Source organism: Gammaproteobacteria bacterium (genome assembly GCA_029881255.1).
GTDB lineage: Bacteria > Pseudomonadota > Gammaproteobacteria > S012-40 > S012-40 > JAOUMY01.
The window spans coordinates 240,618-265,122 of sequence record JAOUMY010000002.1 but is presented as its reverse complement, the minus strand read 5'-3'; the positions used below and the strand labels follow the sequence as shown (position 1 = coordinate 265,122).

At 51.3% G+C, this 24,505-nt stretch carries 26 protein-coding genes; 13 read left to right on the top strand and 13 right to left on the bottom strand.

The genetic code is table 11. The annotated features are described in order from the left end of the window. The first annotated feature begins 24 nt into the window (after positions 1-24). From OEZ43_06360 to OEZ43_06300, 13 genes are all read left to right on the top strand, one after another. A complete protein-coding gene (locus tag OEZ43_06360) occupies positions 25-2,385 on the top strand; it encodes a fimbria/pilus outer membrane usher protein (protein ID MDH5545196.1) in 2,361 nt (786 codons plus the stop codon). Continuing rightward, on the top strand, positions 2,375-2,821 hold the full coding sequence (locus tag OEZ43_06355; GenBank protein MDH5545195.1) for a spore coat U domain-containing protein: 447 nt from the start codon (positions 2,375-2,377) through the stop codon (positions 2,819-2,821). The genes OEZ43_06360 and OEZ43_06355 overlap by 11 nt, the downstream gene beginning before the upstream one ends. A gap of 122 nt (positions 2,822-2,943) precedes the next feature. Then, a complete protein-coding gene (locus tag OEZ43_06350) occupies positions 2,944-4,197 on the top strand; it encodes a serine hydroxymethyltransferase (GenBank protein ID MDH5545194.1) in 1,254 nt (417 codons plus the stop codon). Positions 4,198-4,223: 26 nt separating this feature from the next. Continuing rightward, entirely contained in the window at positions 4,224-4,736 is a 513-nt protein-coding gene (gene nrdR / locus OEZ43_06345) for a transcriptional regulator NrdR (protein ID MDH5545193.1), read from the top strand. Further along, a complete protein-coding gene (gene ribD, locus OEZ43_06340; protein ID MDH5545192.1) occupies positions 4,736-5,842 on the top strand; it encodes a bifunctional diaminohydroxyphosphoribosylaminopyrimidine deaminase/5-amino-6-(5-phosphoribosylamino)uracil reductase RibD in 1,107 nt (368 codons plus the stop codon). Before nrdR ends, ribD begins: the two co-directional genes overlap by 1 nt. Positions 5,843-5,940: 98 nt before the next feature. Continuing rightward, a complete protein-coding gene (locus tag OEZ43_06335) occupies positions 5,941-6,603 on the top strand; it encodes a riboflavin synthase (GenBank protein MDH5545191.1) in 663 nt (220 codons plus the stop codon). Positions 6,604-6,609: 6 nt separating this feature from the next. Further along, positions 6,610-7,725, top strand: coding sequence for a bifunctional 3,4-dihydroxy-2-butanone-4-phosphate synthase/GTP cyclohydrolase II (gene ribBA / locus OEZ43_06330; GenBank protein ID MDH5545190.1), 1,116 nt, complete (start codon positions 6,610-6,612; stop codon positions 7,723-7,725). 4 nt (positions 7,726-7,729) lie between these two features. Then, positions 7,730-8,203, top strand: a complete 474-nt coding sequence (gene ribE, locus OEZ43_06325) for a 6,7-dimethyl-8-ribityllumazine synthase (GenBank protein MDH5545189.1) — start codon at positions 7,730-7,732, stop codon at positions 8,201-8,203. 886 nt (positions 8,204-9,089) lie between these two features. Then, complete coding sequence (nusB, locus tag OEZ43_06320) at positions 9,090-9,536, top strand: transcription antitermination factor NusB (GenBank protein ID MDH5545188.1); 447 nt, start codon at positions 9,090-9,092, stop codon at positions 9,534-9,536. Between the two features lie 3 nt (positions 9,537-9,539). Continuing rightward, entirely contained in the window at positions 9,540-10,490 is a 951-nt protein-coding gene (gene thiL, locus OEZ43_06315) for a thiamine-phosphate kinase (protein ID MDH5545187.1), read from the top strand. 8 nt (positions 10,491-10,498) lie between these two features. Then, the gene (locus OEZ43_06310; GenBank protein ID MDH5545186.1) at positions 10,499-10,954 is read left to right on the top strand and encodes a phosphatidylglycerophosphatase A; all 456 of its coding nucleotides are present in this window, start codon (positions 10,499-10,501) and stop codon (positions 10,952-10,954) included. Further along, a complete protein-coding gene (locus OEZ43_06305) occupies positions 10,954-11,349 on the top strand; it encodes a hypothetical protein (protein ID MDH5545185.1) in 396 nt (131 codons plus the stop codon). Before OEZ43_06310 ends, OEZ43_06305 begins: the two co-directional genes overlap by 1 nt. A 24-nt stretch (positions 11,350-11,373) precedes the next feature. After that, positions 11,374-12,147 (top strand): serine protease, encoded by a 774-nt coding sequence (locus OEZ43_06300; GenBank protein MDH5545184.1) that lies wholly within the window; start codon positions 11,374-11,376, stop codon positions 12,145-12,147. Between the two features lie 27 nt (positions 12,148-12,174). Here the strand turns inward: OEZ43_06300 and galE are convergent, their stop codons facing one another. The 13 genes from galE to OEZ43_06235 all read right to left on the bottom strand — a co-directional run bounded on the left by galE (position 12,175) and on the right by OEZ43_06235 (position 24,492). Beyond that, complete coding sequence (galE, locus tag OEZ43_06295) at positions 12,175-13,161, bottom strand: UDP-glucose 4-epimerase GalE (protein ID MDH5545183.1); 987 nt, start codon at positions 13,159-13,161, stop codon at positions 12,175-12,177. A 67-nt stretch (positions 13,162-13,228) separates the two neighbouring features. Continuing rightward, positions 13,229-13,645, bottom strand: coding sequence for a prepilin-type N-terminal cleavage/methylation domain-containing protein (locus OEZ43_06290; GenBank protein ID MDH5545182.1), 417 nt, complete (start codon positions 13,643-13,645; stop codon positions 13,229-13,231). Further along, the gene (locus OEZ43_06285) at positions 13,638-14,630 is read right to left on the bottom strand and encodes a hypothetical protein (protein ID MDH5545181.1); all 993 of its coding nucleotides are present in this window, start codon (positions 14,628-14,630) and stop codon (positions 13,638-13,640) included. Before OEZ43_06285 ends, OEZ43_06290 begins: the two co-directional genes overlap by 8 nt. Next, positions 14,617-15,318, bottom strand: a complete 702-nt coding sequence (locus OEZ43_06280; GenBank protein ID MDH5545180.1) for a prepilin-type N-terminal cleavage/methylation domain-containing protein — start codon at positions 15,316-15,318, stop codon at positions 14,617-14,619. Before OEZ43_06280 ends, OEZ43_06285 begins: the two co-directional genes overlap by 14 nt. Position 15,319: 1 nt before the next feature. Beyond that, positions 15,320-15,871, bottom strand: a complete 552-nt coding sequence (locus tag OEZ43_06275; GenBank protein ID MDH5545179.1) for a GspH/FimT family pseudopilin — start codon at positions 15,869-15,871, stop codon at positions 15,320-15,322. Positions 15,872-15,945: 74 nt separating this feature from the next. Further along, positions 15,946-16,791, bottom strand: coding sequence for a hypothetical protein (locus OEZ43_06270; GenBank protein ID MDH5545178.1), 846 nt, complete (start codon positions 16,789-16,791; stop codon positions 15,946-15,948). Next, positions 16,778-19,411, bottom strand: a complete 2,634-nt coding sequence (locus tag OEZ43_06265; GenBank protein MDH5545177.1) for a hypothetical protein — start codon at positions 19,409-19,411, stop codon at positions 16,778-16,780. The genes OEZ43_06270 and OEZ43_06265 overlap by 14 nt, the downstream gene beginning before the upstream one ends. Further along, positions 19,411-19,764 (bottom strand): hypothetical protein, encoded by a 354-nt coding sequence (locus tag OEZ43_06260; protein MDH5545176.1) that lies wholly within the window; start codon positions 19,762-19,764, stop codon positions 19,411-19,413. Before OEZ43_06260 ends, OEZ43_06265 begins: the two co-directional genes overlap by 1 nt. Further along, positions 19,757-20,686, bottom strand: coding sequence for a glycosyltransferase family 2 protein (locus tag OEZ43_06255; GenBank protein ID MDH5545175.1), 930 nt, complete (start codon positions 20,684-20,686; stop codon positions 19,757-19,759). The genes OEZ43_06260 and OEZ43_06255 overlap by 8 nt, the downstream gene beginning before the upstream one ends. Before the next feature lie 56 nt (positions 20,687-20,742). Then, positions 20,743-21,576 (bottom strand): prepilin-type N-terminal cleavage/methylation domain-containing protein, encoded by an 834-nt coding sequence (locus tag OEZ43_06250; GenBank protein ID MDH5545174.1) that lies wholly within the window; start codon positions 21,574-21,576, stop codon positions 20,743-20,745. A 144-nt stretch (positions 21,577-21,720) separates the two neighbouring features. Next, positions 21,721-22,554, bottom strand: coding sequence for a prepilin-type N-terminal cleavage/methylation domain-containing protein (locus OEZ43_06245; GenBank protein MDH5545173.1), 834 nt, complete (start codon positions 22,552-22,554; stop codon positions 21,721-21,723). 19 nt (positions 22,555-22,573) lie between these two features. Further along, the gene (locus OEZ43_06240) at positions 22,574-23,722 is read right to left on the bottom strand and encodes a pilus assembly PilX N-terminal domain-containing protein (GenBank protein MDH5545172.1); all 1,149 of its coding nucleotides are present in this window, start codon (positions 23,720-23,722) and stop codon (positions 22,574-22,576) included. A 5-nt stretch (positions 23,723-23,727) separates the two neighbouring features. Continuing rightward, positions 23,728-24,492: a prepilin-type N-terminal cleavage/methylation domain-containing protein gene (locus OEZ43_06235; GenBank protein MDH5545171.1), complete on the bottom strand. Its 765-nt coding sequence runs from the start codon at positions 24,490-24,492 to the stop codon at positions 23,728-23,730. Positions 24,493-24,505 lie beyond the last annotated feature (13 nt).

Sequence of the window (24,505 nt, the reverse complement as noted above, 5' to 3'; positions counted from 1 at the left end):
CAGTAGAAGTTGTAAGGTATGGCTGTGAGTGTTCAGTCGAAACAGGCACTATTATTTTTCTGTGTAATCTATTGTCAACTATTATCACTCACCGTCTATGCTCATGAAGTCATACCTCTCAAACTCTTTGTCAATCAGCTTGAACGACAGGAAAGTTTCGTGTTGCTTCGTGATGACGGAGATGTGTGGGTTCCATACGAGGACATGCGAAATCTAAACACCTTATTGAAACTGGATGGTCTTACATACAAGCAACAGCGCTATGTATCACTAAAGTCTCACAGTGCACGCTTGACCTTTAAGCTAGACAGTGAACAACTCGTTCTGTATGTCGATATCAATCCCTATTACCTGCCCGCTACGCATATCGACTATGGCGCAAACAGATCGCTGGAAGTTGAAAGCAAGACAGCGGCCGCCTTTCTTAATTACAGCGCAATCTATCGTGGAAGTGAAGAGGCATCCTATGCAGCCTGGGAATTTCCTTTAGAAGCGGTAGCCAGTCGCAACAACGTCAGTCTGCGTCTCAATTATTCTGTTTTTCCCTATCAGGGTGGATACCGTTGGCGTCGCGGTCTGGGGCATATTACAGCGGATTATCCCGAACAAGGGAAACGGCTGCTCGTCGGAGACTTTTTTGCCAGCGGTGGCGAACTCGGTGGTAGCGGTATGTTTAGCGGCATACGATTTTCCCGTCACACGCAATTGGATAACTGGCTGGGACGCGGCGTCGGCCTGCGTCTCGAAGGCCTGTTGGCTACACCTTCACGCGTAGATGTTTATGCCAATGGCATGTTGCTACGCAGCGAGGAATTACCCGCCGGGCCATACACACTCGACAATATTCCGAACGTATTTGGCGGCGGTGAGGCAGAAGTCGTGGTAACCGATGCCTTTGGTCGCGAGCAGCGTTTACAGGAACCCTATTATGTGTCGTCGCGTTTGTTATTACCCGGACGACACGAATATCACTACGCGTTTGGCTGGCGGAGACATTATGCCGATTTATTCGTCAGTGAGTACGAAGATCGGCCGATGTTACTCGTTTCCCATGATGTCGGAATACGGCGTGAACTCACCGCAGGAATACGTATGGATGTTGATAAAGAGGTAATCAATCTTCGCGCACATTCGGTAATATTGTTATCGCGCCTCGGTGAGTTTGAATTACTCGGCGGGTATAGTCTTTATCAACAGCAAAATGCCTACGCCGCTCTGGGTCGTTATCACTATGTCGGGCGACGCTTTCATGTACGCGCATTACTGTCGTATACATCTGACGCCTACGCGAATCTTTCGTATAAACCTGAACAATGGGAGTCGCGATTTACGCAAGCCTACTCGGCAGGTCTACATGGGCTTCCTATCGGTACCATCTCGCTGATTTATAACCGTGTGCAATCGTATTCAGAAGGCGATGAATTTGCTTCTCCGGAATTAGTGGCCGATCGAGAAAACGTCAGCGTGCTTTACAATAAACGCCTGACCAGAGCGACGCACTTCTTCGCCCGCTACAGTTATCAGTTCGATAGCGCTTCTGGCCAAAATACGTTTATGCTTGGCGTAAACGCAATCTTCGATCGCCACTTCACTGCCAGTTATCGCTATCAACAACAGCAGGACAGTTTTGCGCACCACTATTACATGCAGCGCGCAACGCCTGCTGGTCAGGGTATAGGCATACGTGCACGCGGCTGGACTGAGGATACGTTTCAGGTCAACGACCAAATGCAGGGCGAAGTCGGTGCAAGCTGGAATTCACAACACCTGAACACCAATGTGTCCTGGTATCGTCTCGCCGATAGGAACAGCTATCAGGGAACCCTGTCTGGTGCCCTGGCATTGGTAAATGGCAAGACATTTCTGACACGACCCATATATGACAGTTTCGGCCTGGTGCAACTGGGCAAGCTCGATGACGTGGATGTGTATCTCTCTGGCGAATTAATGGGAAGCACACATAACGGCGACGCCATTATCCCCAATCTCACTTCGTATTCGCGCAACCAGATTCGCATCGATACGCAATCAATTCCGGTCAATTATTCTATAGCGCACACGAGCAAGATCGTCGTCCCTGCCTATCGCAGCGGTAGTGTGATTGATTTTGAACTCAAACAGTTTCAGGCAGTGAGCGGTCATCTGGTATTCGACGATTTCGGCATAAAAAAAATTCCGGAGTTTGCGTTACTGGAATTACGTCGTGGTGAACTACGTACGGAAAGTATCATCGGAAAAGAAGGCCTGTTCTATTTTGAAAACCTCAGCGAGGGAGAGTATCAGGCGAGCATGTTGCTCGAAGGACAGCACTGTCAATTTCAACTAAAGGTACCGCCGTCCACCGCGCTGGTACAGGATCTGGGAGAAGTCCGCTGTGTACGCTAGAACAATCGTGTTTTTATTGTTGGTCTTGCAATGTGTAACGGCGCAGGCCAATCATTGTTTTGTCAATGCGCAAGGCGTGTACTTTGGCGCCTACGACAGCTTTCTTCCGGCACCCCTGGATGCGACAGGTTTTATCCAGGTGGATTGTCAAAGCAGCGAACCGTTTCGCGTCATCATCGATGGTGGGCTGGATGGCGACAGCGCCTTTGCCTATCGACGCATGCAAGGCGATGGCGCCAGCAGTCTGCTCTATAATCTCTATCTCGACCCGCAGCGACGCCAGATCTGGGGTGACGGCAGTGGCGATAGTCTTTTTTACAGTGGCACACCTGTTGGCGCGACAACACGTCTGAACGTGTATGGACGCATCCCTCCCGCCCAACGAGTGGAACCCGGCAGCTATCGCGACGCGGTCGTCGTGACCGTGGAGTGGTAAAGTCCCTGTAACTCGCGTGAATGAAAACTCCCCTCTATTGCGGTATACTCGCCGGCTTCATGGCCACGTCCCGGCGGCGAGTTCCCCGGTGGCCCACCGAATTCTAAGTAATGGAGATTGTTATGTTTTCTAAATCAATGAATATCGCGGATTATGATCCGGAACTGTGGGGCGCCATCGAAAACGAGAATCGTCGCCAGGAAGAGCATATCGAGCTGATCGCCTCGGAAAACTACGCCAGCCCACGGGTAATGCAGGCCCAGGGTACTCAGCTGACCAATAAGTACGCGGAGGGTTATCCCGGTCGTCGTTATTATGGCGGTTGTGAGTATGTCGACGTTGCCGAACAACTGGCGATTGATCGCGCCAAGCAACTATTCGGCGCAGACTACGCCAATGTGCAACCGCATTCCGGTTCTCAGGCCAATGCGGCCGTGTATCTCGCGCTGCTACAACCGGGTGACCACGTACTCGGTATGAGTCTGGCCCACGGCGGTCACCTGACCCACGGTGCCAAGGTCAATTTCTCGGGTAAGCTTTTCAACGCCCAGCAATACGGTCTGAATGACGCCACCGGTGAAATCGATTACGACCAGGTCGCGAGTTTGGCGCGTGAGCACAAGCCGAAGATGATCGTCGCTGGTTTTTCCGCCTATTCCCAAATCGTCGACTGGCAGAAATTCCGTGATATCGCTGACGAGGTTGGTGCCTATCTGATGGTAGACATGGCCCACGTCGCCGGTCTGATTGCCACGGGTGAATACCCCAACCCAGTGCCCATCGCAGACGTGGTTACTACGACTACACACAAAACTCTACGTGGTCCTCGCGGTGGTTTGATACTGTGCAAATCCAATCCCGAGATCGAAAAGAAATTCAATTCACTGGTATTCCCTGGTACCCAGGGCGGACCTTTGATGCACGTCATCGCCGCCAAGGCGGTTGCCTTCAAAGAGGCGCTTGAGCCGGAATTCAAAACCTATCAGAAGCAGGTTGTACTGAACGCCCAGGCATTCGCCAAGCGCATGCAGGAACGCGGTATCGATATCGTTTCCAATGGCACCAAGAATCACCTGTTTCTGGTCGATTTGCAAAAGAAAGGTATTACTGGCAAAGACGCTGAAGAAGCACTGGGTCGCGCCAATATCACCGTGAACAAGAACGCCGTACCGAATGATCCACAGTCACCATTTGTCACCAGCGGACTGCGCATCGGTACACCGGCGGCAACGACGCGTGGTTTCAAAGAGGCAGAGATTATCAAGGTCGCCGACTGGTGTTGCGACGTGATTGAAAACATCAACGATGACGCCACCATTCAGCGCGTAAAGCAGGAAGTTCTGGCCTTGTGCCGTGAATTCCCGGTTTATGCCTAGGGACTAAACGACAGGGAAGGCCAAACATGCGTTGCCCATTCTGCGGCGCGACCGAAACCAAGGTAATAGACTCGCGGCTGGCGAACGAAGGCGATATGGTCCGTCGCCGCCGTGAGTGTCTGACCTGCGCTGAGCGATTCACCACTTTTGAAAGCGCTGAGCTGGTAATGCCGCGCATCATCAAACGCAATGGCAGCCGCGTCCCCTTTGATGAAGTCAAAATGCGTCAGGGGATTATGCGCGCCCTGGAAAAACGCCCTGTCGACACGGAAAGAATCGAGCAATCCATTAATATGATTACACGCAAACTGCGCGCAACCGGCGATCGCGAAGTTTCGTCGGATCAATTGGGAGGCTGGGTTATGGACGAACTGCGCAAACTTGATCGCGTTGCCTATATTCGCTTTGCTTCGGTCTATCGCAGTTTCCAGGACGTGAGCGAATTCCGCGATGAGATCGAAAAACTGGAACGCGAGCCCAACGAAGAATTCAATCGCCAGCAAATGCCACTTCTTCCTGACGACGACAAGAGACACTAATGTTCAACAGCGATGATCATCGTTTTATGGCGCGCGCGATTCAACTCGCGGAGACGCCGATGTGCAGTCCTCATCCTAATCCGCGTGTCGGATGTGTGTTGGTCAAAGATGGCGCAGTAGTAGGCGAGGGATATCATGCCTTAGCTGGGCAGGCGCATGCCGAAGTGAATGCCTTGAACATGGCCGGTGAACAGGCGCGAGGTGCGACAGCCTATGTCACCCTCGAGCCTTGCTGCCATCACGGTAAAACACCGCCGTGTACACAGGCCTTGATCGCCGCCGGAGTGTCAGAAGTGGTAGTGGCCATGACCGATCCTAATCCGCAAGTCGCGGGCAATGGCATTGCAGAGCTCAAACAGGCGGGCATTACGGTGCGTGAAGGTCTGATGACCGAACAGGCTCAACTACTCAATCGCGGCTTCGTCAAACGCATGAGTACTGGTCGGCCATGGGTAATGTGTAAGGTCGCGATGAGTCTCGACGGTCGCACCGCCATGGCAACCGGTGAGAGTCACTGGATAACCGCGCCCACCGCACGCCGCGATGTACAACGATTGCGCGCGCGCAGCTCTGCCATTATGAGCGGTATCGGCACGGTGTTGTCGGACAATCCCTATCTCAATCTGCGCGAAAACGAGCTCGGTGAAGAACCGACAACCCAACCCGCGCGTATCATCCTCGATAGCGAACTGCGCACGCCGCCGGATGCACGCATGTTCGAACTCTCCGGACGCACCCTCATCTTCTGTACTTCGCGCAATACAGAAAAAAAGGCCGCCCTCGAACAACGGGGTGCTGAGGTCTATGTCCTGCCGGATTATCAGGGCGGCGTGGATCTTAATGCCTTGATGGATAAGCTGGGTCAACTGGAGATCAATGAGGTCATGATGGAAGCGGGGGCCATACTCAATGGCGCAATGCTACGCGCAAAACTCCTCGATGAACTCATTATTTATATGGCGCCGGTGTTGATGGGCGATGCCGCCGCCGGCATGATGCACCTGCCAGGTGTGATTTCCATGGAACAGAAGATACCCATGGAAATCGTCGATATCCGCGCGATTGGTCAGGACTGGCGCATCACCTGCCGACCGGGCAAGCGATAGAACTACGCTGGCCGGACTTGGTTAAGTATTAGCGCTTCATGTTATACTCGCAGGCCTTTTGACGTTCAAAACCAACACCCTGAGACAATAAATCTCCTATGTTCACCGGTATCATACAGACCAAAGGCCAGTTATCGCGCAGCGAAGCACGCGGCGGTGACATGCGCCTATCCATACGTTGCCCCGATCTGGGCATGGATACGGTCAATCTTGGCGACAGTATCGCGGTGAATGGGGTGTGTCTTACGGTCATCGAAAAAGACACCCAGGGATTCGCCGCCGATGTCTCGCGGGAAACGTTGTCACGTACTACCTTGGGAAATCTATCGGTTGGTCATCACGTCAATCTCGAAAAAGCCCTGACTTTGGCTACCCCGCTGGGTGGGCATCTGGTCAGCGGCCACGTCGATGGCGTGGGAGAAATTCTGTCCCGGGAGACACAGGCCCGCGCCGAGGAATTCTGGGTGCGTGCACCTGATGAACTGGCCCGCTATGTCGCCGAAAAAGGCTCGATTTGTGTCGATGGGATTAGCCTGACGGTAAATTCCGTGAACGGTAATACCTTTCGCCTGACCATCGTGCCGCATACGCTCAAGATCACCACCATGGATGACTTTCGCCCCGGTACCCGGGTGAATCTCGAAGTCGATATCATTGCGCGTTATTTGGAACGATTAATCCTTGGCGACAAAGCGGCGCAACAAACCTCCTCCGGCATTACCGAAGCCCTGCTCGCCGAGCACGGTTTCAAACGTGGATAATCACTCATGGCTTTCAGTCCAATAGCAGACATCATCGAAGACATCCGTCAGGGCAAAATGGTCATCCTGATGGACGACGAAGACCGGGAAAACGAAGGCGACCTGATCATGGGCGCGCAATGGGTGCGTCCCGACGACATCAATTTTATGGCCCGCTATGGCCGCGGCCTGGTCTGTTTGACTCTCACCACTGAGCGCTGTCAGCAATTAAAACTGCCGCTAATGGTGAGCAACACCAATGACAAACACTCGACCAATTTCACGGTTTCAATCGAAGCTGCCCACGGCGTGACCACCGGTATCTCCGCCGCCGACCGCGCCCAAACCGTACGCGCTGCCGTTGCGGCCGACGCCAAACCGGAAGACATCGTACAACCGGGCCACATCTTCCCGATCATGGCCCAACCCGGCGGCGTACTTACCCGCGCCGGACATACGGAAGCCGGATGCGATCTCGCACGTCTAGCAGGACTTGAACCCGCTGCGGTCATCATCGAGATACTCAATGAAGATGGCACTATGGCCCGTCGCGACGACCTGGAAATCTTCGCCCGCGAGCACGGCCTGAAGATGGGCACTATTGCCGACCTGATCGACTACCGCATACGCAACGAAAAAAGCATCGAACGAGTTGCCGAATGCAGCCTGCCGACGGAATGGGGTGAATTTACCCTGTGCGCCTATCGCGATTTACTCAGCCAGCAAGTGCATCTGGCCGCCGTCTACGGCGAGGTCAATGGAGAAACACCGACATTGGTTCGAGTACACCTGCGCGATGACGTGACCGATGTATTGAACGCGGAACGTGATGGATTACCCTTACCGATGCGCAAGGCCATGCAAGCCATTGCACGTGAGGGCAGTGGTATAGCCATACTCATCCGCAAAGAAATTGCCGCCAATGATTTGATCAAGCGCATCCGCAATTACCAATTACAAGATGGTGGCGGTATACTGCCGCAACCGGAACCGGCAGGCGATTTGCGTACCTATGGCCTCGGCGCCCAAATCCTCGCTGACCTTGGCGTAAAGAAAATGCGCGTAATAGGTGCGCCGAAGAGAATGCACGGCATCTCAGGCTTCGGACTGGAAGTGACAGAATACGTATCGATAGACGGATGACACTATGAACGACATCAAAACATATGAAGGCGAACTCACCGTAGCAAAAGACACCAAATTCGGTATCGTCGTGAGCCGCTTCAACAGCTATATCGGCGAAAGCCTACTCGAAGGCGCCATCGACACCATCGTCCGTCATGGCGGCAAACGCAGCGATATCGAAATCGTCCGAGTTCCCGGTGCCTTTGAAATTCCCCTGGCCGCACAGCGTATGGCCCGTAGTAAAAAATACCATGCGATTATCGCGCTTGGCGTTGTTATCCGTGGCGGAACACCGCACTTTGAATATGTCGCGGGTGAGGTGACCAAGGGTCTGTCACACGTTTCGCTCAACGACGATGTGCCTGTCGCATTCGGCGTGTTGACGGTGGATACGATAGAGCAAGCGATCGAACGTGCAGGCACCAAGGCCGGTAACAAAGGTGTCGAAGCGACAGTTTCTGCGATCGAAATGGTGAATTTGTTTCGCAATATGTAGGGTTCCGTTGTGAATTCGTGTTTCGTGGTGGGCACAGTGTTGGGGAAGGGTGTGGCGTTACAAAACTCGCTGTGAATACTTCCCTGTACGCTCTGCGGCCGCGTCCATGCGGCCGAAGGTTTTGTAACGCCACACCCTTCCCCAACACTGTGCTTGAGAGATCGTGGTAGTGGTTTGGGAGAGAAATTCAGAATTGGTTTTGTAATTTCGGTTCAATGAATATGAAACCTAATTCTAGAAGTGTTTGTGACTCGTAAGAATCCGAATGTGGTTGTACTTTGGTTTCGTTCGCGGAGTCGAGATTAGTTTTCGGTGGCAGGAAGTTTTGTTGCGCAACATTGTGTATCGAATATCTTGGTTTTAAGCGGTTAAAACGAAAACGCCAAATCTAGACATTTAGCACAAAGTAGCCGCGCAGTGGCCGTGAAGGGTATTCGTTTACAAAACCTTCGGCCGCATGGACGTGGACGCAGAGCGTACAGGGAAATATTCACAGCGAGTTTTGTAATCGAATCCCTTTCCAAGCGCGTAGTGGCGGGAACCTAGGCACGAATACAAACTAAGCAGATACACAGCAGCGAATGGGCGAGTCACTTGAAGTGAATACAAAAACTCGTAGTAGCGGGAACCTAGGCACGAATACAAACTAAGCAATAGCACAATACAGTTGCGTATTGCCTGGGAAGGGCTTCTGTTTACAAAACCTTCGGCCGCATGGACGCGGCCGCAGAGCGTACAGGGAAGTATTCACAGCGAGTTTTGTAAACAGAAGCCCTTTCCAGGCATGGAGCAACGGGAACCCAGGCACAAAACAAACTAAACAATTGCACAACACAGAATGTAAAACGGACAACAGTCCAAAAGCTCTTTAAAAAGGTAGTAGAAAATGAATGTCGGACAAGCACGCCGTCGCGCACGTCAAGCCGCAGTACAAGCAATATATCAATGGCAAATCGCGCAGCAAAATATCGGTGACATCATCAAACAATTTCGTGAAGAGCATAGCGGCTCAAACACCGACATGGAATACTTCGAACGCTTGATCAGCGGCATCACCCAAAACGCCAGCGAAATCGACGAACTCTACAAACCACATGTTACCCGCCACCTCGATGACCTTGGTCCTATCGAACGCGCCATACTTCGACTGGCTACCTACGAACTCAAATACGTTATCGACATTCCGTATCGCATTGTAATCAACGAAGCCATCGACCTTGGAAAACGCTTCGGCGCAGACAAATCTCACCGCTTCATCAACGGCGTCGTCGACAAAGTCGCCATCGACACTCGCCAGATTGAAATAAACGCAGATAAGAAACGCAAATCATAAACTATGTCAGAATTTTCCCTCATCGACCGTTACTTTGCGCACATCGGTGAGAACAGAAACGATGTCATACTCAGTGTTGGTGACGATGGTGCCATAATACAAACCGGCAATGTACAACAATGCATTGCCGTCGACACCCTCGTCCGTGGCGTACACTTTCCCGAACAAACACAAGCACGCGATATAGGCTACAAAAGCCTCGCCGTAAACCTCAGTGACATGGCCGCCATGGGCGCCAAACCCCAATGGGCCACACTCGCCATCACCCTCAGTGAGTTTGAAGACGAACAGTGGATAAAAGAATTCGCTCTGGGCATGGATGAACTCGCGCGCCAACATAGTGTACAGATTATCGGCGGCGACACCAGCCGGGGAACACAACTGACCATCAGCGTACAAATCGCCGGAATCATCGAAGACGGGAAAGCACTACGCCGTGACGCCGCAAAACCCGGCGACAAAATATTTGTCACCGGCACAATTGGTGACGCCGCCATCGGCCTACGACAACTGAGCACGGCCTCTGCGGATGATTATTTTCTACAACGACTAAACCGCCCAACCCCGCGAGTCGTTGACATGCAAATACTAAAACCGTATATCAACGCCGCCATCGACATCTCCGATGGCCTGCTCGCAGATCTTGGTCACATTATGCAGCGTAGTGAGCTTGGCGCGACCATCCAAATCGAAGATGTTCCATTGTCCGAAGGTGTAACAGACAAAGGAATAGATGACGAAGAATACCAATTTTTGCTCAGCGGCGGCGACGACTACGAAATTTGCTTCACCGTTGCAGACGAACACGTGAACACACTACTCGACATTGCCAGCCAACATGGTATCGTCATAACTCAAATCGGGCAGATGGTGAAAGGAAACACCCTGCAATGCCTCTATCGTGACGGCCGGGAACTGGCCGTGACGAAACGTGGATACGACCACTTCGCCTAAGGAGACCTATGAACTTCGTCGCCAAATGGCTAGCACTCGGATTCGGATCAGGTTTGGCGCCAGTCGCCCCTGGCACCTTCGGCACACTCGCCGCGATTCCCATCTTTGTGCTCATGCAAAACTTACCAACATCGACCTATATAGGCCTAGTGCTAATATTTTCCATAGTCGGCATCTGGGCCTGCCACGTATATAGCCGCGCACTCGGTGTACACGATCATGGCAGTATCGTATGGGACGAAGTCGTTGGCTATTTGATAACGATGATGTTTGCGCCACAAGGCTGGCAATGGATCGTGATCGGGTTTTTTCTGTTTCGATTATTCGACATCTGGAAACCCTGGCCGATACGCCTGCTTGATCGTCACGTGCACGGTGGCTTCGGCATTATGGTAGACGACATGCTCGCCGGAGTTTTCGGCATGGTGGTAATAATACTGATAAAACCTTACGTGGAGTTTTGATGATGAAACACATGTATCTGTTGATGCTGTTTGTCCTGATCATGCCCAGTATTGCAAACGCCAACGAAGTCGAAATCATGGATGTTCTGCTCACGCAAAAACAGAATACCTGGACAGTGCGCGTCACCTTAAAACATGAAGACAGCGGCTGGGATCACTATGCCGACGCCTGGAGAGTCGTCGACAAAAAAGGCAATGAACTGGGACGACGGGTGTTGATGCATCCACATGAAACCGAACAGCCATTCACGCGCAGTCTCGGCGATCTTAAAATCCCGCGCAATATCAAAATTATTTACATCGAAGCCCGCGACAATGTGCACGGCTGGGCAGATGAGCGCGTTCAGGTTGATCTCGACAGACAAAATGGACCGCGTTATCGTGTTAATCGCTAGGCATAGGTAAAACAGAGCAAGCAAATGAAACGGATTATTCTCAGCGTTATGGCGATAAACATGTGCGCATTTGGCCTGGGTCAATCGGCAATCGCCAGTCTTGCGGACACTATCGAAAAAATTAAACCCAGCATCGTCGGCGTTTGTACGCATCAAACCACTCGACGTCCAGGCACCAAATTGATGGGGACCGGATTTGCGGTTGGTAACGGAACCTATTTTGTTACCAATGCCCATGTGTTGCCGGAAGTCCTGGACGAAGAAAACAAAGAAACCCTGTGTGTCATCGTCGGCACCGGTGAATCTGCGAAGGTACGACCTGCCAAACAAATTCAAATTGATCACATTCACGACCTGGCTTTGATCGCGATAAGCGGCGAACCGGTACCGGCTATGGTCATGGGACATACGGAAAAAGTACGCGAGGGTGATGAAATCGCGTTCACCGGTTTTCCTATTGGCGCAGTACTAGGAGTTTATCCGGTTACCCATCGCGGTATCGTTTCGGCGATTTCGCCGGTCGCTATTCCGGTAGTGAATCCCAAGGATCTCGATGTCAGAATGATACGACGCCTGCGTGATCCCTTCGATGTCTTCCAACTGGACGCCACCGCCTATCCGGGTAATAGTGGCAGTCCGGTATACCACGTCGAAACTGGCAAAGTGGTTGGCGTGATCAACAAGGTGTTTGTAAAGGAAACCAAGGAAAAAATTTTGGAGAACCCTAGTGGCATTACCTATGCGATTCCGGTAAGCCACGTACGTCAGTTGCTCGAAGATGCCAAGATACCGTATTAAGAATTTCGCGATATAAGCAAACCGGCGTCAATAATGCCGGTTCTTCTCCCAGTTCAACGCCGTCGCCGCGATCCCATCCAGATCATCATATTTTGGCACCCAGCCCATTTTTTGTTTGAGCTTGCTACTATCCGCAATCAATGACGGGGGATCGCCCGCACGGCGAGGATGTTCTTCAACCGACAAAGGCGAACCATGTGCCTTCTCTACTGCTTTAATCATGTCGCGCACACTATAGCCGTGACCGTAGCCGCAATTAAACACATCAGAGGCGCCGCCTTGCTGTAAATACTCCAACGCCTTGATATGTGCATCGGCAAGATCGACGACGTGAATATAATCACGCACACCGGTGCCATCGTGGGTGTCGTAATCAGTGCCAAAAACATAAAGCTTTTCGCGCTTGCCTATCGCAACTTCACACGCGACTTTGGTTAACAGCGTCGCCTCGGGTGTGGACTGACCGATTTTTCCTTCCGGGTCACAACCGGCGACATTGAAATAACGCAATACGACATACTTCATCGACGTTGCAGCGCCTAAATCCTGAAGCATCCATTCCGTCATCAGCTTGGACGTGCCATAGGGATTGATAGGCGACTTGGGCGTGTCTTCGGTCACCGGGCTGACCTCGGGAATGCCGTATACCGCAGCGGTAGAGGAAAAAATAAATTGTATAACACCGGCTTGTGCACAACATTCGAGCAAATTACGCGTGCTACAGGTATTGTTGCCGTAATACTTGAGCGGATTCTCGACAGACTCGGGGACGATGGTATGCGCGGCGAAATGGATGACAGATTCGATATTGTGTTCACGCAAGACCTGGCTGACTAAATCCTTGTCGCCGGTATCGCCGACGACGAGTTCGCCATATAAGACAGCCTCGCGAAAGCCCTTGCTCAGATTGTCGAGCACCACGATATTGTCATAACCGCTGTCTCCCAATAGCTTTACCACATGACTGCCGATGTAACCGGCGCCACCGGTGATTAGAATTCCTTTGTTTGCCATAACATCCTCGGGGCGAAAAGTCGGCATTTTAACACAGAATTGGCGTAGATTGAGCCCGGCTACCGGGCTACTCAGCGGGGAATCGTATGATCTGGATAGGCCGAGCTGGGGCAAGGTCCAGTTCGGGAGCACGGATGCGTAGCGACGCCTGTTGCTGGCTGCGATCACTAAATTCTCCCTGGACATCGGGCCAACGAATATAGACGTGAATATAAACAATGCCTTGCTCAGATGACATCTGCCAGCGCCGCTCAAATACATGCGTGTCCGTTTCTATCTGATCACTACCATCGTGCAGGGACGTAGTATGTTGCAGTTCGACCAACTTTTGTTGTAACAGCTGAGCAGCGTGGGCGTGGTTCATCGTCTCACGGGTATGGCGTAGCAGTTTATTGTCCAGTTGTACAAAGGCGAGACTACCGGAGACGAGTATCGCCATCGCGATCATTACTTCAATGAGCGACGCGCCACCTTGGTTATCCATCAATCAGGGTTCCCGCAACCGGCACTAAAAACGCGCTATTACGTATCACGGTGCTGACGACGCCAGAATCGTAAGACAGTTGAAAGATATTATCGATGCTGACATCTCCCCATACGAGAACTTCGCCGCGCACACCACCAACATGTGTTCGGTTATTCCATCCGTTGAGACATATCAGCACGCCTGTGAACGTCGCGCGGTCACGAATATTCACATTGCCATCGACGATTAGAAGGCGAGGTGATTCGATCGTGCCGAAGCTATGCTCTATGTTCAAATCACCGACGATAAAGGCATTGCCGACATCGTCGAGCTGCGAGGTTGAGCATGTGTCAGTGCAATCAATGTTGGTCAAGGCCTGACGTAGACCGTCGAGTGACAAGGTGCTGAAATTCGCAATAAAGGAATCTCTATTGAGTTGTCTGAGGTGTTGATCGTTGGTAACAGGCCGATAGGCGAATCCGCCGTGTTTTGTGCCACCGCTCCACCACAAGGGCGTCTCATCCAGGCCGTTAATCGTTACCAGTGGATGCAATACCGCATCACCGCTAATCGTGGCCGCGCTGCGTGGAAGATAGTGAAACAATGGTTGCAGATTGACCTGTTGTTGCACACGTTGACGACTACTGTTGTCGGCAGTTCTTGCCTCTACCGTGACGAATGCGTCGACGTTGGAATTGCGTTGTATCGAGCTTGTGTAACTACCAATGGCCAAACCAGACGAATTGGATAGTGCCTCGCTTGCTATCGTTTGCGTTTCCGAAGAAGACAGCGAGTGGAACGTCTCTGCGGAAAGTTGTTGCAAACTGGTGGCGAGACCGATTTGCGCAATCTGTGACGCCAGGTGTCGCTGGGCTTCCGCATTCACCATGCGTGTTTCGGCGATGCTCGTCTGTGCACTAAAGATACTCGCAAGACCGAAAATAAATAAGATGGTAAGTACCGTGCTAAGTGTATACGCTCCTTGTTGTTTAGTTACAGGCATGTTCTTCTCCTTGTGATGGCCCGTCGGTGCTTGAAATTTCTACAAGCGGATTGTGTAGATGAATCTGATGTTGAATTTGAATTTTAGTGTTTGGGTTGGCGCGTAAGTGGGCGTCTATGTCTATACCGACGCGATAATGTTTTCTTAGTTTGTCACCCCTTCGAAACTGATCATAAGGACAAATCGTAGGATTGCACGAAGACGGCGGGGTATGACTAAGATTTGTACAGTCGCCATCCGCGACAAACACAAAACGCCACTCGTCGATCACGACGGTGGAGTCTTCATTCAGCGCCTCCCAGCGACCGCTATCACAATCCGTGGCATTGCTGCGCCATTGGACACGTTGTTCACGAAATCGTATGCCACTTCGTTCGCCGCTATCGACAGAAGTCGAACCGTCGCGATTACGATCGTGGCTGACGATTAGGCAGTCGCTGCGTGCGATCCATTGCGCGTGTGGATTGTGCGTTTGATCAGCGGAATTCCAATAGGCATGACGCGATACCTCGTTTTCCACGACGGCGATAATGGCGCGGACTTCCTGTTCGAGTCGTAGTTGCCCCTGGTGATGGGTTTGCGCCGCTACTCGATGAGCAAATAAGTCCAGCGCCTGGGTTAACACGACGACGCCGATGGCACTGGCGATTACCAGTTCGACTAGGCTATGACCTCGCTGATTGTGCATGTTAGGCTCCCGGCGCTGGCGGACAATTACCGACGCCTGCTTCACACAGGCGCAATCGCCCAAGCCGACTGACGACAACCGCAAAGGTTTTGTTGCGAGGCGAACGCAACCACACACTGCCGTTGTGAAAACCATCGCTATCGCTGGCTATCCCTCGGCTGGCGGAAAACCCGAGAACGCCGCCTCCGGCAAATCGCGTCCGGTACAAGGCGGCATCGTGGTTGTCGATGGTGTAGCGATATTCCCGCTCCGAAACGCGACAACTGTCAGCTTGCGTGCAATCACACGCGCCATGTATTTCATCAAAAAAACCCAGACACCAGCGCCCCTGGTGTTGCTGAAAACGCACCCGTACATCGCTACCGCTACTCAAGGCTAATTGTCGGGCCAGTTGTAGTCGTGAATACAAGGTATGCGTTTGTTGCTTGATACGAATGCGGTCGATGAGATCGGTAAACGCTGGAACGGCTGCCAGTACGAGCAGACATACGAGTGTTATGACGGTGAGTAGTTCGAATAGGCTAAAACCTTGCGCCCGCGTATGCAGCATCATCCCTGAAAATCTCGTTCCATATTTTTATTGTTTTCAACGAAGCGACTTTATAGAAAAGCGGGATTAACCGAATATTAAGTACGTGTGAGGCGGCGTTTACGCCAGTCGAGAAAAATGATGGTGAGTGCTATGAGGAATAGAACTGACATCAGGCTATAGACAAGCCTGGATTTCGAGAAAAAGGCCGACAGCCATTCATAGTCAGGGGGTTCGGAAAAATAGGTGCGCGTTAATTGCGCATAGTGATATCCCTGTTTTTCATAGTCAACAATGATGAGCATCTCCTTCTTGTGTAGACTTAGCTCCGTTTCTACTTCGGTCTTCAATTCAAGCGATTGTCCTGCTGTCAGCGCCGCGCTTTGATAAAAACGGCGGGACACCTGCCCTGAAGGATAGAGTGACAGCGTAATGTCTATCGCCTGGTCTTCCGCATTGCGGATAAAAGTATCAACATCAAATGATTCATCGTCGCTAAGAAAGTTAGGAGGCACGGCAATGACGAGTTTGGGCGAGGCACTTGCCTCATGCGCGACGTCGGCTACGGCATAAAAACTACCGGTGACGCCCTCTTCGTTACGATAGGTGATATTCACAGGAAACAGAAAGTTACCTCTGGTCGACCAGGGGTTATCCATTTGCATGATGTGCTGGTAAGTCGCACCTGCGGATAGCTGCGGACTGGCGGGCAAGCGTATGCGCTGGTTGTTTACAAATAGCACGGGCGCAACATCGAATAGCGATACGGTCCCCGTGTTTTCGATTCGGCAATTCAGGTGGAACTGCTTGTCGACAAGTTTCACCTGGATAGAGGCTGACAATTTTGCTTCTTCTGCGCTTGCCATGCCTGTATATATCAGGAGTAACAACACCCCTGCCAGCATGCGGTAGAAACAATTATTCGATCGATCAGGGTGCCACATGGAAGGACTCCCTGAAATTATTGCAGGACTTGTTTACGCCAATCTGCACTTGCCGTTTTTTGCATTCATCTAGTACGCGTGAGGCGATCTCGCGTCGGTTTTGCGCGAGTGCAAGGCGTGCCTGTTGTAAATAAATCAAATCAAATGAAGCCCAATCTGGATAGTCCTCATGCATGCGTTGCAACACGATTTGCGCGCGATCATACTGTTTGAGTGCAATCAGGTCACGTGCCAGCGCGAGCATACTCAACGCCCCCACGTCGAGATCGTCGTCGATTTGTTCGGGGTTGTCGAGCGTAGCCTGATGAAAATTCACGCTGGCCTGAAATTGCTGGCTACTGCTCAGCGCAGCGCCCTGGTAGTGAAAGTCCAGTAGTTGTCGCTTCACACTCGCACCCCACCAGCACAAGAGTAGTGTTGCCACTACTAGTAAAATTAACAACGGACGGTGTAGTCGGTATACCGTAGCGTTAATCGGCGCGATCAAAAACAGCCTTTCCAGCCATCGCTCGGTGAATGTTTCTTTGTAGCGCATGCCGAGAATAATGAGCAAGCCTGTCAATGTCATTAATAGGCCAACTTTTTCGGCAGTGCTGCGCGTATACACGAGTTCAACTTTCTCCTGTTGCGGAAACAACAACATCATCCCCGGTGCGACACGATAAATTGTTTCGCCATTGGACGATTGCCATAAGGGCGAAAAGCTGACTTTGATCAGATGTGGCTTGCCAATGCCATCGGTTTGAAAGCGTATCGTTCTGTTATCAATAAATTCCTTGCTTACTGACGCTGGGGTCATCTTCTCAACCGATAATTCACTCAACTTACCATTGGCGGCAAGCGTGACCGATTGTGTGAACGGCTCTTTCAACTCGGGCGTATGAAGATGTCGTCGATCGACAAATAGTGATTCCAAGGTATGGCCGCGACGAAACCAGTTGCGTATCGCGGCCTCTGGATGTGAGCTTTCAATTGTAGCCAACGGGGGAACATATTCCAAAGGTTTAACAAACGACGGCGTGTAGTCTCTCAAATTAAACACAGAGTAATCATCGGATAGCAGTGCCAGTTCAAAATCCGCCGAGCGTCTGAACATTTGTTCAATCGGAGTGCTCTTGGCGATGACTTGCGAGATGTTAAATAACTTGAAGTGATCACCTAGTCGCTCGACATTGGGCTGTGCTTGCATCACGGGTTCGGCACCACCGCGACGCAAGGAAAATTCATTGGCCAGTATCGTTACCGTTTTGCTCATTAAGCCAGCGGCGTAGTGTATGCCTTCGGTGGTATAACGGCCGGTGAAGTAGCTCAGGTTTTCAAATACGCGTTCGCTGCCAAAGTCGGGATTGTAATCCACATGTTCCCAGGCCACACGGCCACGGGTGTAGTCGCCTTTAAGTTCGTTGACCAGTTCTTGAAATACGCCATTGCGAAAGGCCGGCTTAACTTCATAGCCGCTGTAATTCCATTCAAACCAGGCCGGTGATTGCAGTTCCGGTGCATAAACCGTCTTGCCACAGAACAGCACGACCATGGCCACAAGCGTAGCCATAAAATAACGCCGATAAAAATACAGTCGACTAGCGAGTAAGTACACAATCTCTACTGAGATCAGTATGGTTGAAAAGAGAAAAGCCGGGAAAAAGCGAATATCCGGTACGCGCAATAAATTGGCGACGAAATATAGCACCACTGCGCATCCGCCAATGAATACGAAAAGGGACAGGCGTTGATTGCGCGTCGCTGGTATCAAGGTCAGCACCGCACCGCTGATGAAAATCACGATCGGTATTATCCCCAGGTTGTTTAGAAAATCACGCCACGATGTGAAGTACCAAACCATATTCACCTGCGTCGTGAACTCGCGCATGTCGAGCATAGGTAAAGACCAGAAGGCCATGAGCAAAAAGGCCAGGCCGTAGATTTTTAATACATAGGGTAATCGCTGGCGCAGCCCGTGGCGTTGCAACAAATAGAAAACCGGTAACAACGCCGCAGAGAAAAACACAAAGGCGTGGGAGAGTCCGATAGCGGCGAGCAACAAGGCATTGCTCACCAGTCGTGAATTCAAATCTATGCCACGATGAAGATTGCCAATAAACAAGGTGAATAAGACGAAGGCCAGGCTAAAGCAGAATTCACCCGCCAGGGTGCTCAATAAATTGCCGCCGAATATTCTGAACTGTTCGTGTAGTAAAAAGTAAAAACTCAGCGCGGCGCCGATCAAGGGTAGTGGCGTTTTATAACCAATACGTTTGAGCATCCAGAACACGGCCAGCGGTAACAACAGCACACCGAGAAAGCTGATCAGCTTGAGAGAGATCGTCAGTGGGATAATAAAGCTAAGTAACACGATGGCCAGGAACGGTAACACAAAGTAGTGCAACAAATTATCGTAGCCAAAATAATTGTCCTGGCTCCAGCCAAACACACGTCCGTAGGGCAGCAGTTCATGCTTCATATGCCAGGCGATTTGATACCATGAGGCCGAGTCGCCGCCAGTAAGTATGGTGTCTTCAAACAGTAATGACAGCTCAAATCGATCGAGAAAAATAAAATAGAGTAGCGCGAGCCCTGCAAGATTGAATAGCGCCACCATCCCTGGCAAACGAAAAAACACTATGCCGCCCCCTTGTGCATGGACAGCGATAACAGCGTTACACCCGCAATGACGAGTACCGCACCGACAATACGATAGATATCCAGATGTTCACCAGTGAACTGTCCATACACTTGTAGCAGGATGATGGTGCCGCCGACGAATAACGGCGCGGCTAGAGAAAGTTCTACACGCGCGAGAAACAGGGCGTAACACACGAAGGCGAGGGCATAACAAACCAGAGCTGCAAACACTTGCCATGATAACAATGAAGCGATGACATCATTGGTCTGTTGCGTCATACCTTGGCGTGTGAGTATCTGTGCGCTGACCGAGGCGAGAGTGGCAAGTATGAATAATACAAAATTACTCATCGTCAAACCCCAGAGTCTTCTCGATGACATAGTGCGGGCGGTGTTTGACTTCGAGATAAATCTTGCCGATGTATTCGCCCATGATGCCGAGACAAATCAGTTGTATGCCGCCGAGAAACAATACCGAACCAACGACCGAGGTCCAGCCGACGATATTGTGTGAGGTATACCACCAGCCATACAAGGCGTAAGAGAGATAGGCGAAGCTGGCGAAGGAAAACAAAAAGCCTAAATAAGTCGCCATGCGCAGTGGTATCAGAGAAAACGAAGTAATACCATCCATGGCCAGGTGTAACATCTTGCCCGTTGAATAGCCGGACTTTCCGCTTAATCTTTTCGCTGGTTCGTAGTCGACGATCGCCTGACGAAAACCCAGCCATTGCAAAATGCCACGTAAAAACAGGGCGCGTTCCTGGGTTTGCGACAAGGTTTCCACCACCTGGCGATCAAGCAATCGAAAATCCGCCATGCCGGGGAGTAGGCGCTGCCCCGACAACGAGGAAAACAGGCGATAAAACAGCCCGGAAGTGAGTCGCTTCAGATTCAATTGGCGTCTATCCACGCGGCGGGTGTTGACGATGTGCGCGCCGTTCTTCCATTGCACCAATAGTTGCGGAATGATGTGCGGTGGGTGTTGCAGGTCGCCATCCATGGTGATGACGCAGTCGCCTCTACTCGCCTGCAAGCCGGCCAATAATGCGGCCTGGTGGCCGAAGTTGCGCGACAGGCTGATGATCCGACATTGTGGATGGCGCTGTTGCAGATTGGCTAGTCGCGCCAGGCTGTCATCATGACTGCCATCATCGACAAAGATACATTCCCACGGTGCTTCCAGGGTAGTCATCACGGCCGAAAGACTCTCCCACAGTGGGGAGATATTGGCCGATTCGTTGTATATGGGAATGACGATGCTGATCAACACGTTGCGCTTTTTGCAGTAAAAGCCTTTTTACTGCAAAAAGCGTGTCGATCTAGACTTTAATATAGGCCCACGTTATTGCTACTATCGACGTAACACATCTCGCTATAGTATTCGTCGACAACATCGACATCACCCGACGCGGGTGCGGTAGATAGCCCACAACAGGTGCGGCAATGATTGGTCAATTGGGGATTGACGAACACACCATTCTGCGAGATATGCACAGTTCCCTCGACGCTGCCGCGTCCACGTTCCCACTCACATTGACAGGTGAGTATATCGATGTAAACAGGCGCTGTGGTCGTAGTAACCCCGAACAATGTGGTTGTCGTGGCGCCGCCGGGCAAGGTGGTTGTGGTCATCATGCCACCCCCGCCAATAGTCGAAGTTGTACCGCCACCGCCACCGCCACCGCCACCACCACCACCCGGCGCGGTCGTACTCACCACCACCAGTCCCGAAGGACTGGAGGTCAGCGTAATCGAGTGATCAAGAGGCGTTGAAGTCGCCAATACTGATGAAAGCGCGATACTTTGCGAGGCACCGGTGCGGTCGGCCCATGTTACCCGCATGTCGATTTGAGTCGCACCGGAAGAGGTTTCACTCACGTTCCATGTGCGATCATAAGTGGTGTTACCTTGGGTAATTGTCGGGTCGGAACCATTGGTAATGGCAGTAGGATCATTCGCCCATTGGGTACGTAGCTCTTCGATGCCCTGCTCACCCAGGGTGATTGCCTGCACCCGCGCTGCCGACATATTACTTTCCCTGACGCCGACTCCGGCGAATTTGCCCAGTGACAATAGAGCAACGCTGATGATAACCATCGCGATCAGAATCTCGATCATACTAAACCCACCTTGTTGTGGGTTGTTGAATGTCGTTTTCATAGTCACTTTCCTTATGCTATGACGCCGCATCCCCTCAGAAATGAAAGAAGCAACAACATAGCTTTCCAACCAAATGTCAGGCCTTTTGCAATCCCTTATGGCCTGTCTTTTCTATTTTGTTTTTACGTTATCTATATTTCTGGCTTACTGCAGCGTAATCGCCTTAGTACTGTCTACATTACAGATCTCGGTGTAGTGTTCGCCGCCAACTGGTGGTTTTATAGGCGTCAATCCGCAACAGGTATTACACATTTGTGTCAGCTCTGGATTAGCATAGACGCCGTTCAATGATGTATGTAATGTGCCTTCAACTTTGCCTTTTTTCCCGTGGCTCCATTCACAATTACAGGTCAATACGTCTACATAAACCGGCGGCGTAGTGGTGGTGGTTGTGCCTGCCAGGGTAGTCGTTGTGGTGCCGGTTCCAGTTCCCGTACCAGTACCTGTTCCAGTTCCCGTACCAGTACCTGTTCCAGTACCAGGAGCCGCGCCGCCGCCGGTACCAGGTGCTCCCGGTGCAGTCGTACTAACCACTACCAAACCCGAAGGACTTGAAGTTAATGTGATGGAATGATCCAGTGGCGTGGACGTTGCCAATACCGAAGACAAACTCACGCTTTGCAAAGCCCCGGTACGGTCGGCCCAGGAAACCCGCATATCGATCTGTGTCGCACCACTCGTTGTTTCACTCACATTCCAGTTGCGATCATAAGTGGTATTACTACCAGCCGGTGTCTGTTGGTCGGTACCGCTGGGAACATTGGTTGGGTCATTTGCCCATTGAGTGCGCAGTGTTTCGATACCTTGTTCACCCAGGGTGATCGCCTGCACACGCGCCTGCGACATATTACTTTCTTTTACCCCGACACCGGAAAAGCGTGCCAGTGCGACCAGTCCGATACCGATGACGACCATGGCAATCAGGATTTCAATCAGGGTAAAACCAGAGTTCCGGGTGTGTGGTGATTTATGCTGCATATTACTCATACCGTACTGATTAAAAGAAGTCGCGCCAGCTACCAGCAACCGAGGTATACATACCAACCATATTGAGATTGCTAATCTGCGGTGTGCCTAATAAGAGATCGCCGTACCAGACGTCCATATTGCCTGTTTCGGTAAAGCTACCTTCGACAATAAGTGCGCCGTTGATCGTGCCCTTGCTGCCGGTATCGATCCAGTCACCAATTTTGTAAACCAGGCCATTAATCGTGTCGTTTTTCTTGGACAGGGTCAGATTGCCTTCCATGATCAAAACAATGGGATTCTGTGACGTGCCAAGCACAGTATTAGAATTTAGAACGAGATCACCAGCGAGCCAGTACGTGCCGCCGGTTGATGTTGCGATTTTCTGAATATCGGCGTTTGTATCGGTACAGCCACCTGTACAATTAATCGTGCGTGCATGGCGACGGACGATGGCCTTATTAAAGCCGACAAAGTTGTCGAACATACCTTGCGCCGGATCAATGCCCAGGGCCGCAAGATTGGTGTCGGAAGGATAGATGCCAGTACCGGTTTTTACGAAGGTGTTAGGCGGAGCTACTGCCGCGCCACCTGACCATGCTGCAATGTCGGTATTGGTATTCGTCAGCCTGACACCCGCTGCATTGATATCTCCAAGTACGGTCAGTGGACCTGGTGGTGGGTTTGGAATCAGTGGGCTGAACTGAACAATCTGAGTAAACGTCTTGTTCGCTGTAATGCCTCCCGCAATATTGGCATTGGGGGAGAATGCGTTGATCGTTAGTGTTAATTGCGAGGTATCACCGACAAGAACAGGATTGTATTGCGCGCGCAATACGGCTAAACCAATGGTGCCACTGGCATCGGTTGCGCAGTAAAACTCTGTTTGTCCTGCTTGTATTTGAGGACACAGTGTATGTGGACCACCGGAGAATATATCGGTGCTACCGATATTCGCGTTAATGGCCTGGCGATCCAGTGTACTTATTGCCTGGTCGATACCTGCTTGCGCTGCGTCAAACAACTGCTTGGCGCGATAGTGATTGGCGTTGATGCGATAGTCTGTCGTAATAATACGCGCGGCGAATACCGATACCATGCTCAAGAGGAACAAAATGATCGCCGTCATTACAAGTGTGACGGAACCAGACTGCTTTTGTATCGCGTTTAAAGGCTTCATAGACTTCATATCCGTATCATCGCTGGTGTCTGAAGTGGAAGTTTAAAACCACATAAACTGGTATTGGCCGGTCCGGCAGCCGTTGCCGCGCCAGACTCAGGGTTTCTGATGGAAATCGTTTCCTGCAATGCCATCGACACTGTCGGTGCATTAGTCAATTGTGCTGCCACAATGACATTGATACCGCGTGTATAGTGCAGAACATCGTTTACTGCCCATACTGCGGTTGCGCCATTGCATGGATCGCAGTCACCGCCGGTGGTTGCATTCATACAGGCAGAGTTAGAATTTAGTGAAAAATTCACAGCGGTTACGGTTACCATCGATGGAATCGTAATCGGCGTCCAGGCGCCGGAGGCGCAGTCGACTGGCGTGCTGCTTTGTATCCACTCTATCGTATTCGTGGTGGTGTTGAGGCGAAAACCTCTGTTTGTCGTTGTGACCGGTGTCGTAGCAGCGGTGGTGTCGTAGCTGTACAGTAAACATGTCTGATTAATTTCATGGATACCATAGGGATTGACAGATCCGGCGGGCGCAGGCGAAGCGCTCCAATAGCCTGCACGACGAACTTCGGTAGTAATAAAGTCCATTGTTGCACGCAATTCCTGAGTCATCTTGGTACTCAAGATGGCATCACTATTGGTACGAACATTACTCGCAAACACCTGTAGCAAACCCATAATAATGAGCGTGCCCAGGGATGATGCAATCATCATCTCTAACAGGCTAAAGCCTGATTGTGCCGTTTGCTGTGGTAGGTAACTGTTCATATTCATCTACTTC

Bases quoted from the DNA above. Each gene is read 5' to 3' on its own strand.
- OEZ43_06350 (MDH5545194.1), top strand. From the start codon at position 2,944: ATGTTTTCTAAATCAATGAATATCGCGGATTATGATCCGGAACTGTGG.
- nrdR (MDH5545193.1), top strand. From the start codon at position 4,224: ATGCGTTGCCCATTCTGCGGCGCGACCGAAACCAAGGTAATAGACTCG.
- ribD (MDH5545192.1), top strand. From the start codon at position 4,736: ATGTTCAACAGCGATGATCATCGTTTTATGGCGCGCGCGATTCAACTC.
- OEZ43_06335 (MDH5545191.1), top strand. From the start codon at position 5,941: ATGTTCACCGGTATCATACAGACCAAAGGCCAGTTATCGCGCAGCGAA.
- ribBA (MDH5545190.1), top strand. From the start codon at position 6,610: ATGGCTTTCAGTCCAATAGCAGACATCATCGAAGACATCCGTCAGGGC.
- ribE (MDH5545189.1), top strand. From the start codon at position 7,730: ATGAACGACATCAAAACATATGAAGGCGAACTCACCGTAGCAAAAGAC.
- nusB (MDH5545188.1), top strand. From the start codon at position 9,090: ATGAATGTCGGACAAGCACGCCGTCGCGCACGTCAAGCCGCAGTACAA.
- thiL (MDH5545187.1), top strand. From the start codon at position 9,540: ATGTCAGAATTTTCCCTCATCGACCGTTACTTTGCGCACATCGGTGAG.
- OEZ43_06310 (MDH5545186.1), top strand. From the start codon at position 10,499: ATGAACTTCGTCGCCAAATGGCTAGCACTCGGATTCGGATCAGGTTTG.
- OEZ43_06305 (MDH5545185.1), top strand. From the start codon at position 10,954: ATGATGAAACACATGTATCTGTTGATGCTGTTTGTCCTGATCATGCCC.
- OEZ43_06300 (MDH5545184.1), top strand. From the start codon at position 11,374: ATGAAACGGATTATTCTCAGCGTTATGGCGATAAACATGTGCGCATTT.
- galE (MDH5545183.1), bottom strand. From the start codon at position 13,161: ATGGCAAACAAAGGAATTCTAATCACCGGTGGCGCCGGTTACATCGGC.
- OEZ43_06290 (MDH5545182.1), bottom strand. From the start codon at position 13,645: ATGGATAACCAAGGTGGCGCGTCGCTCATTGAAGTAATGATCGCGATG.
- OEZ43_06285 (MDH5545181.1), bottom strand. From the start codon at position 14,630: ATGCCTGTAACTAAACAACAAGGAGCGTATACACTTAGCACGGTACTT.
- OEZ43_06280 (MDH5545180.1), bottom strand. From the start codon at position 15,318: ATGCACAATCAGCGAGGTCATAGCCTAGTCGAACTGGTAATCGCCAGT.
- OEZ43_06275 (MDH5545179.1), bottom strand. From the start codon at position 15,871: ATGATGCTGCATACGCGGGCGCAAGGTTTTAGCCTATTCGAACTACTC.
- OEZ43_06270 (MDH5545178.1), bottom strand. From the start codon at position 16,791: ATGTGGCACCCTGATCGATCGAATAATTGTTTCTACCGCATGCTGGCA.
- OEZ43_06260 (MDH5545176.1), bottom strand. From the start codon at position 19,764: ATGAGTAATTTTGTATTATTCATACTTGCCACTCTCGCCTCGGTCAGC.
- OEZ43_06250 (MDH5545174.1), bottom strand. From the start codon at position 21,576: ATGAAAACGACATTCAACAACCCACAACAAGGTGGGTTTAGTATGATC.
- OEZ43_06245 (MDH5545173.1), bottom strand. From the start codon at position 22,554: ATGCAGCATAAATCACCACACACCCGGAACTCTGGTTTTACCCTGATT.
- OEZ43_06240 (MDH5545172.1), bottom strand. From the start codon at position 23,722: ATGAAGCCTTTAAACGCGATACAAAAGCAGTCTGGTTCCGTCACACTT.
- OEZ43_06235 (MDH5545171.1), bottom strand. From the start codon at position 24,492: ATGAACAGTTACCTACCACAGCAAACGGCACAATCAGGCTTTAGCCTG.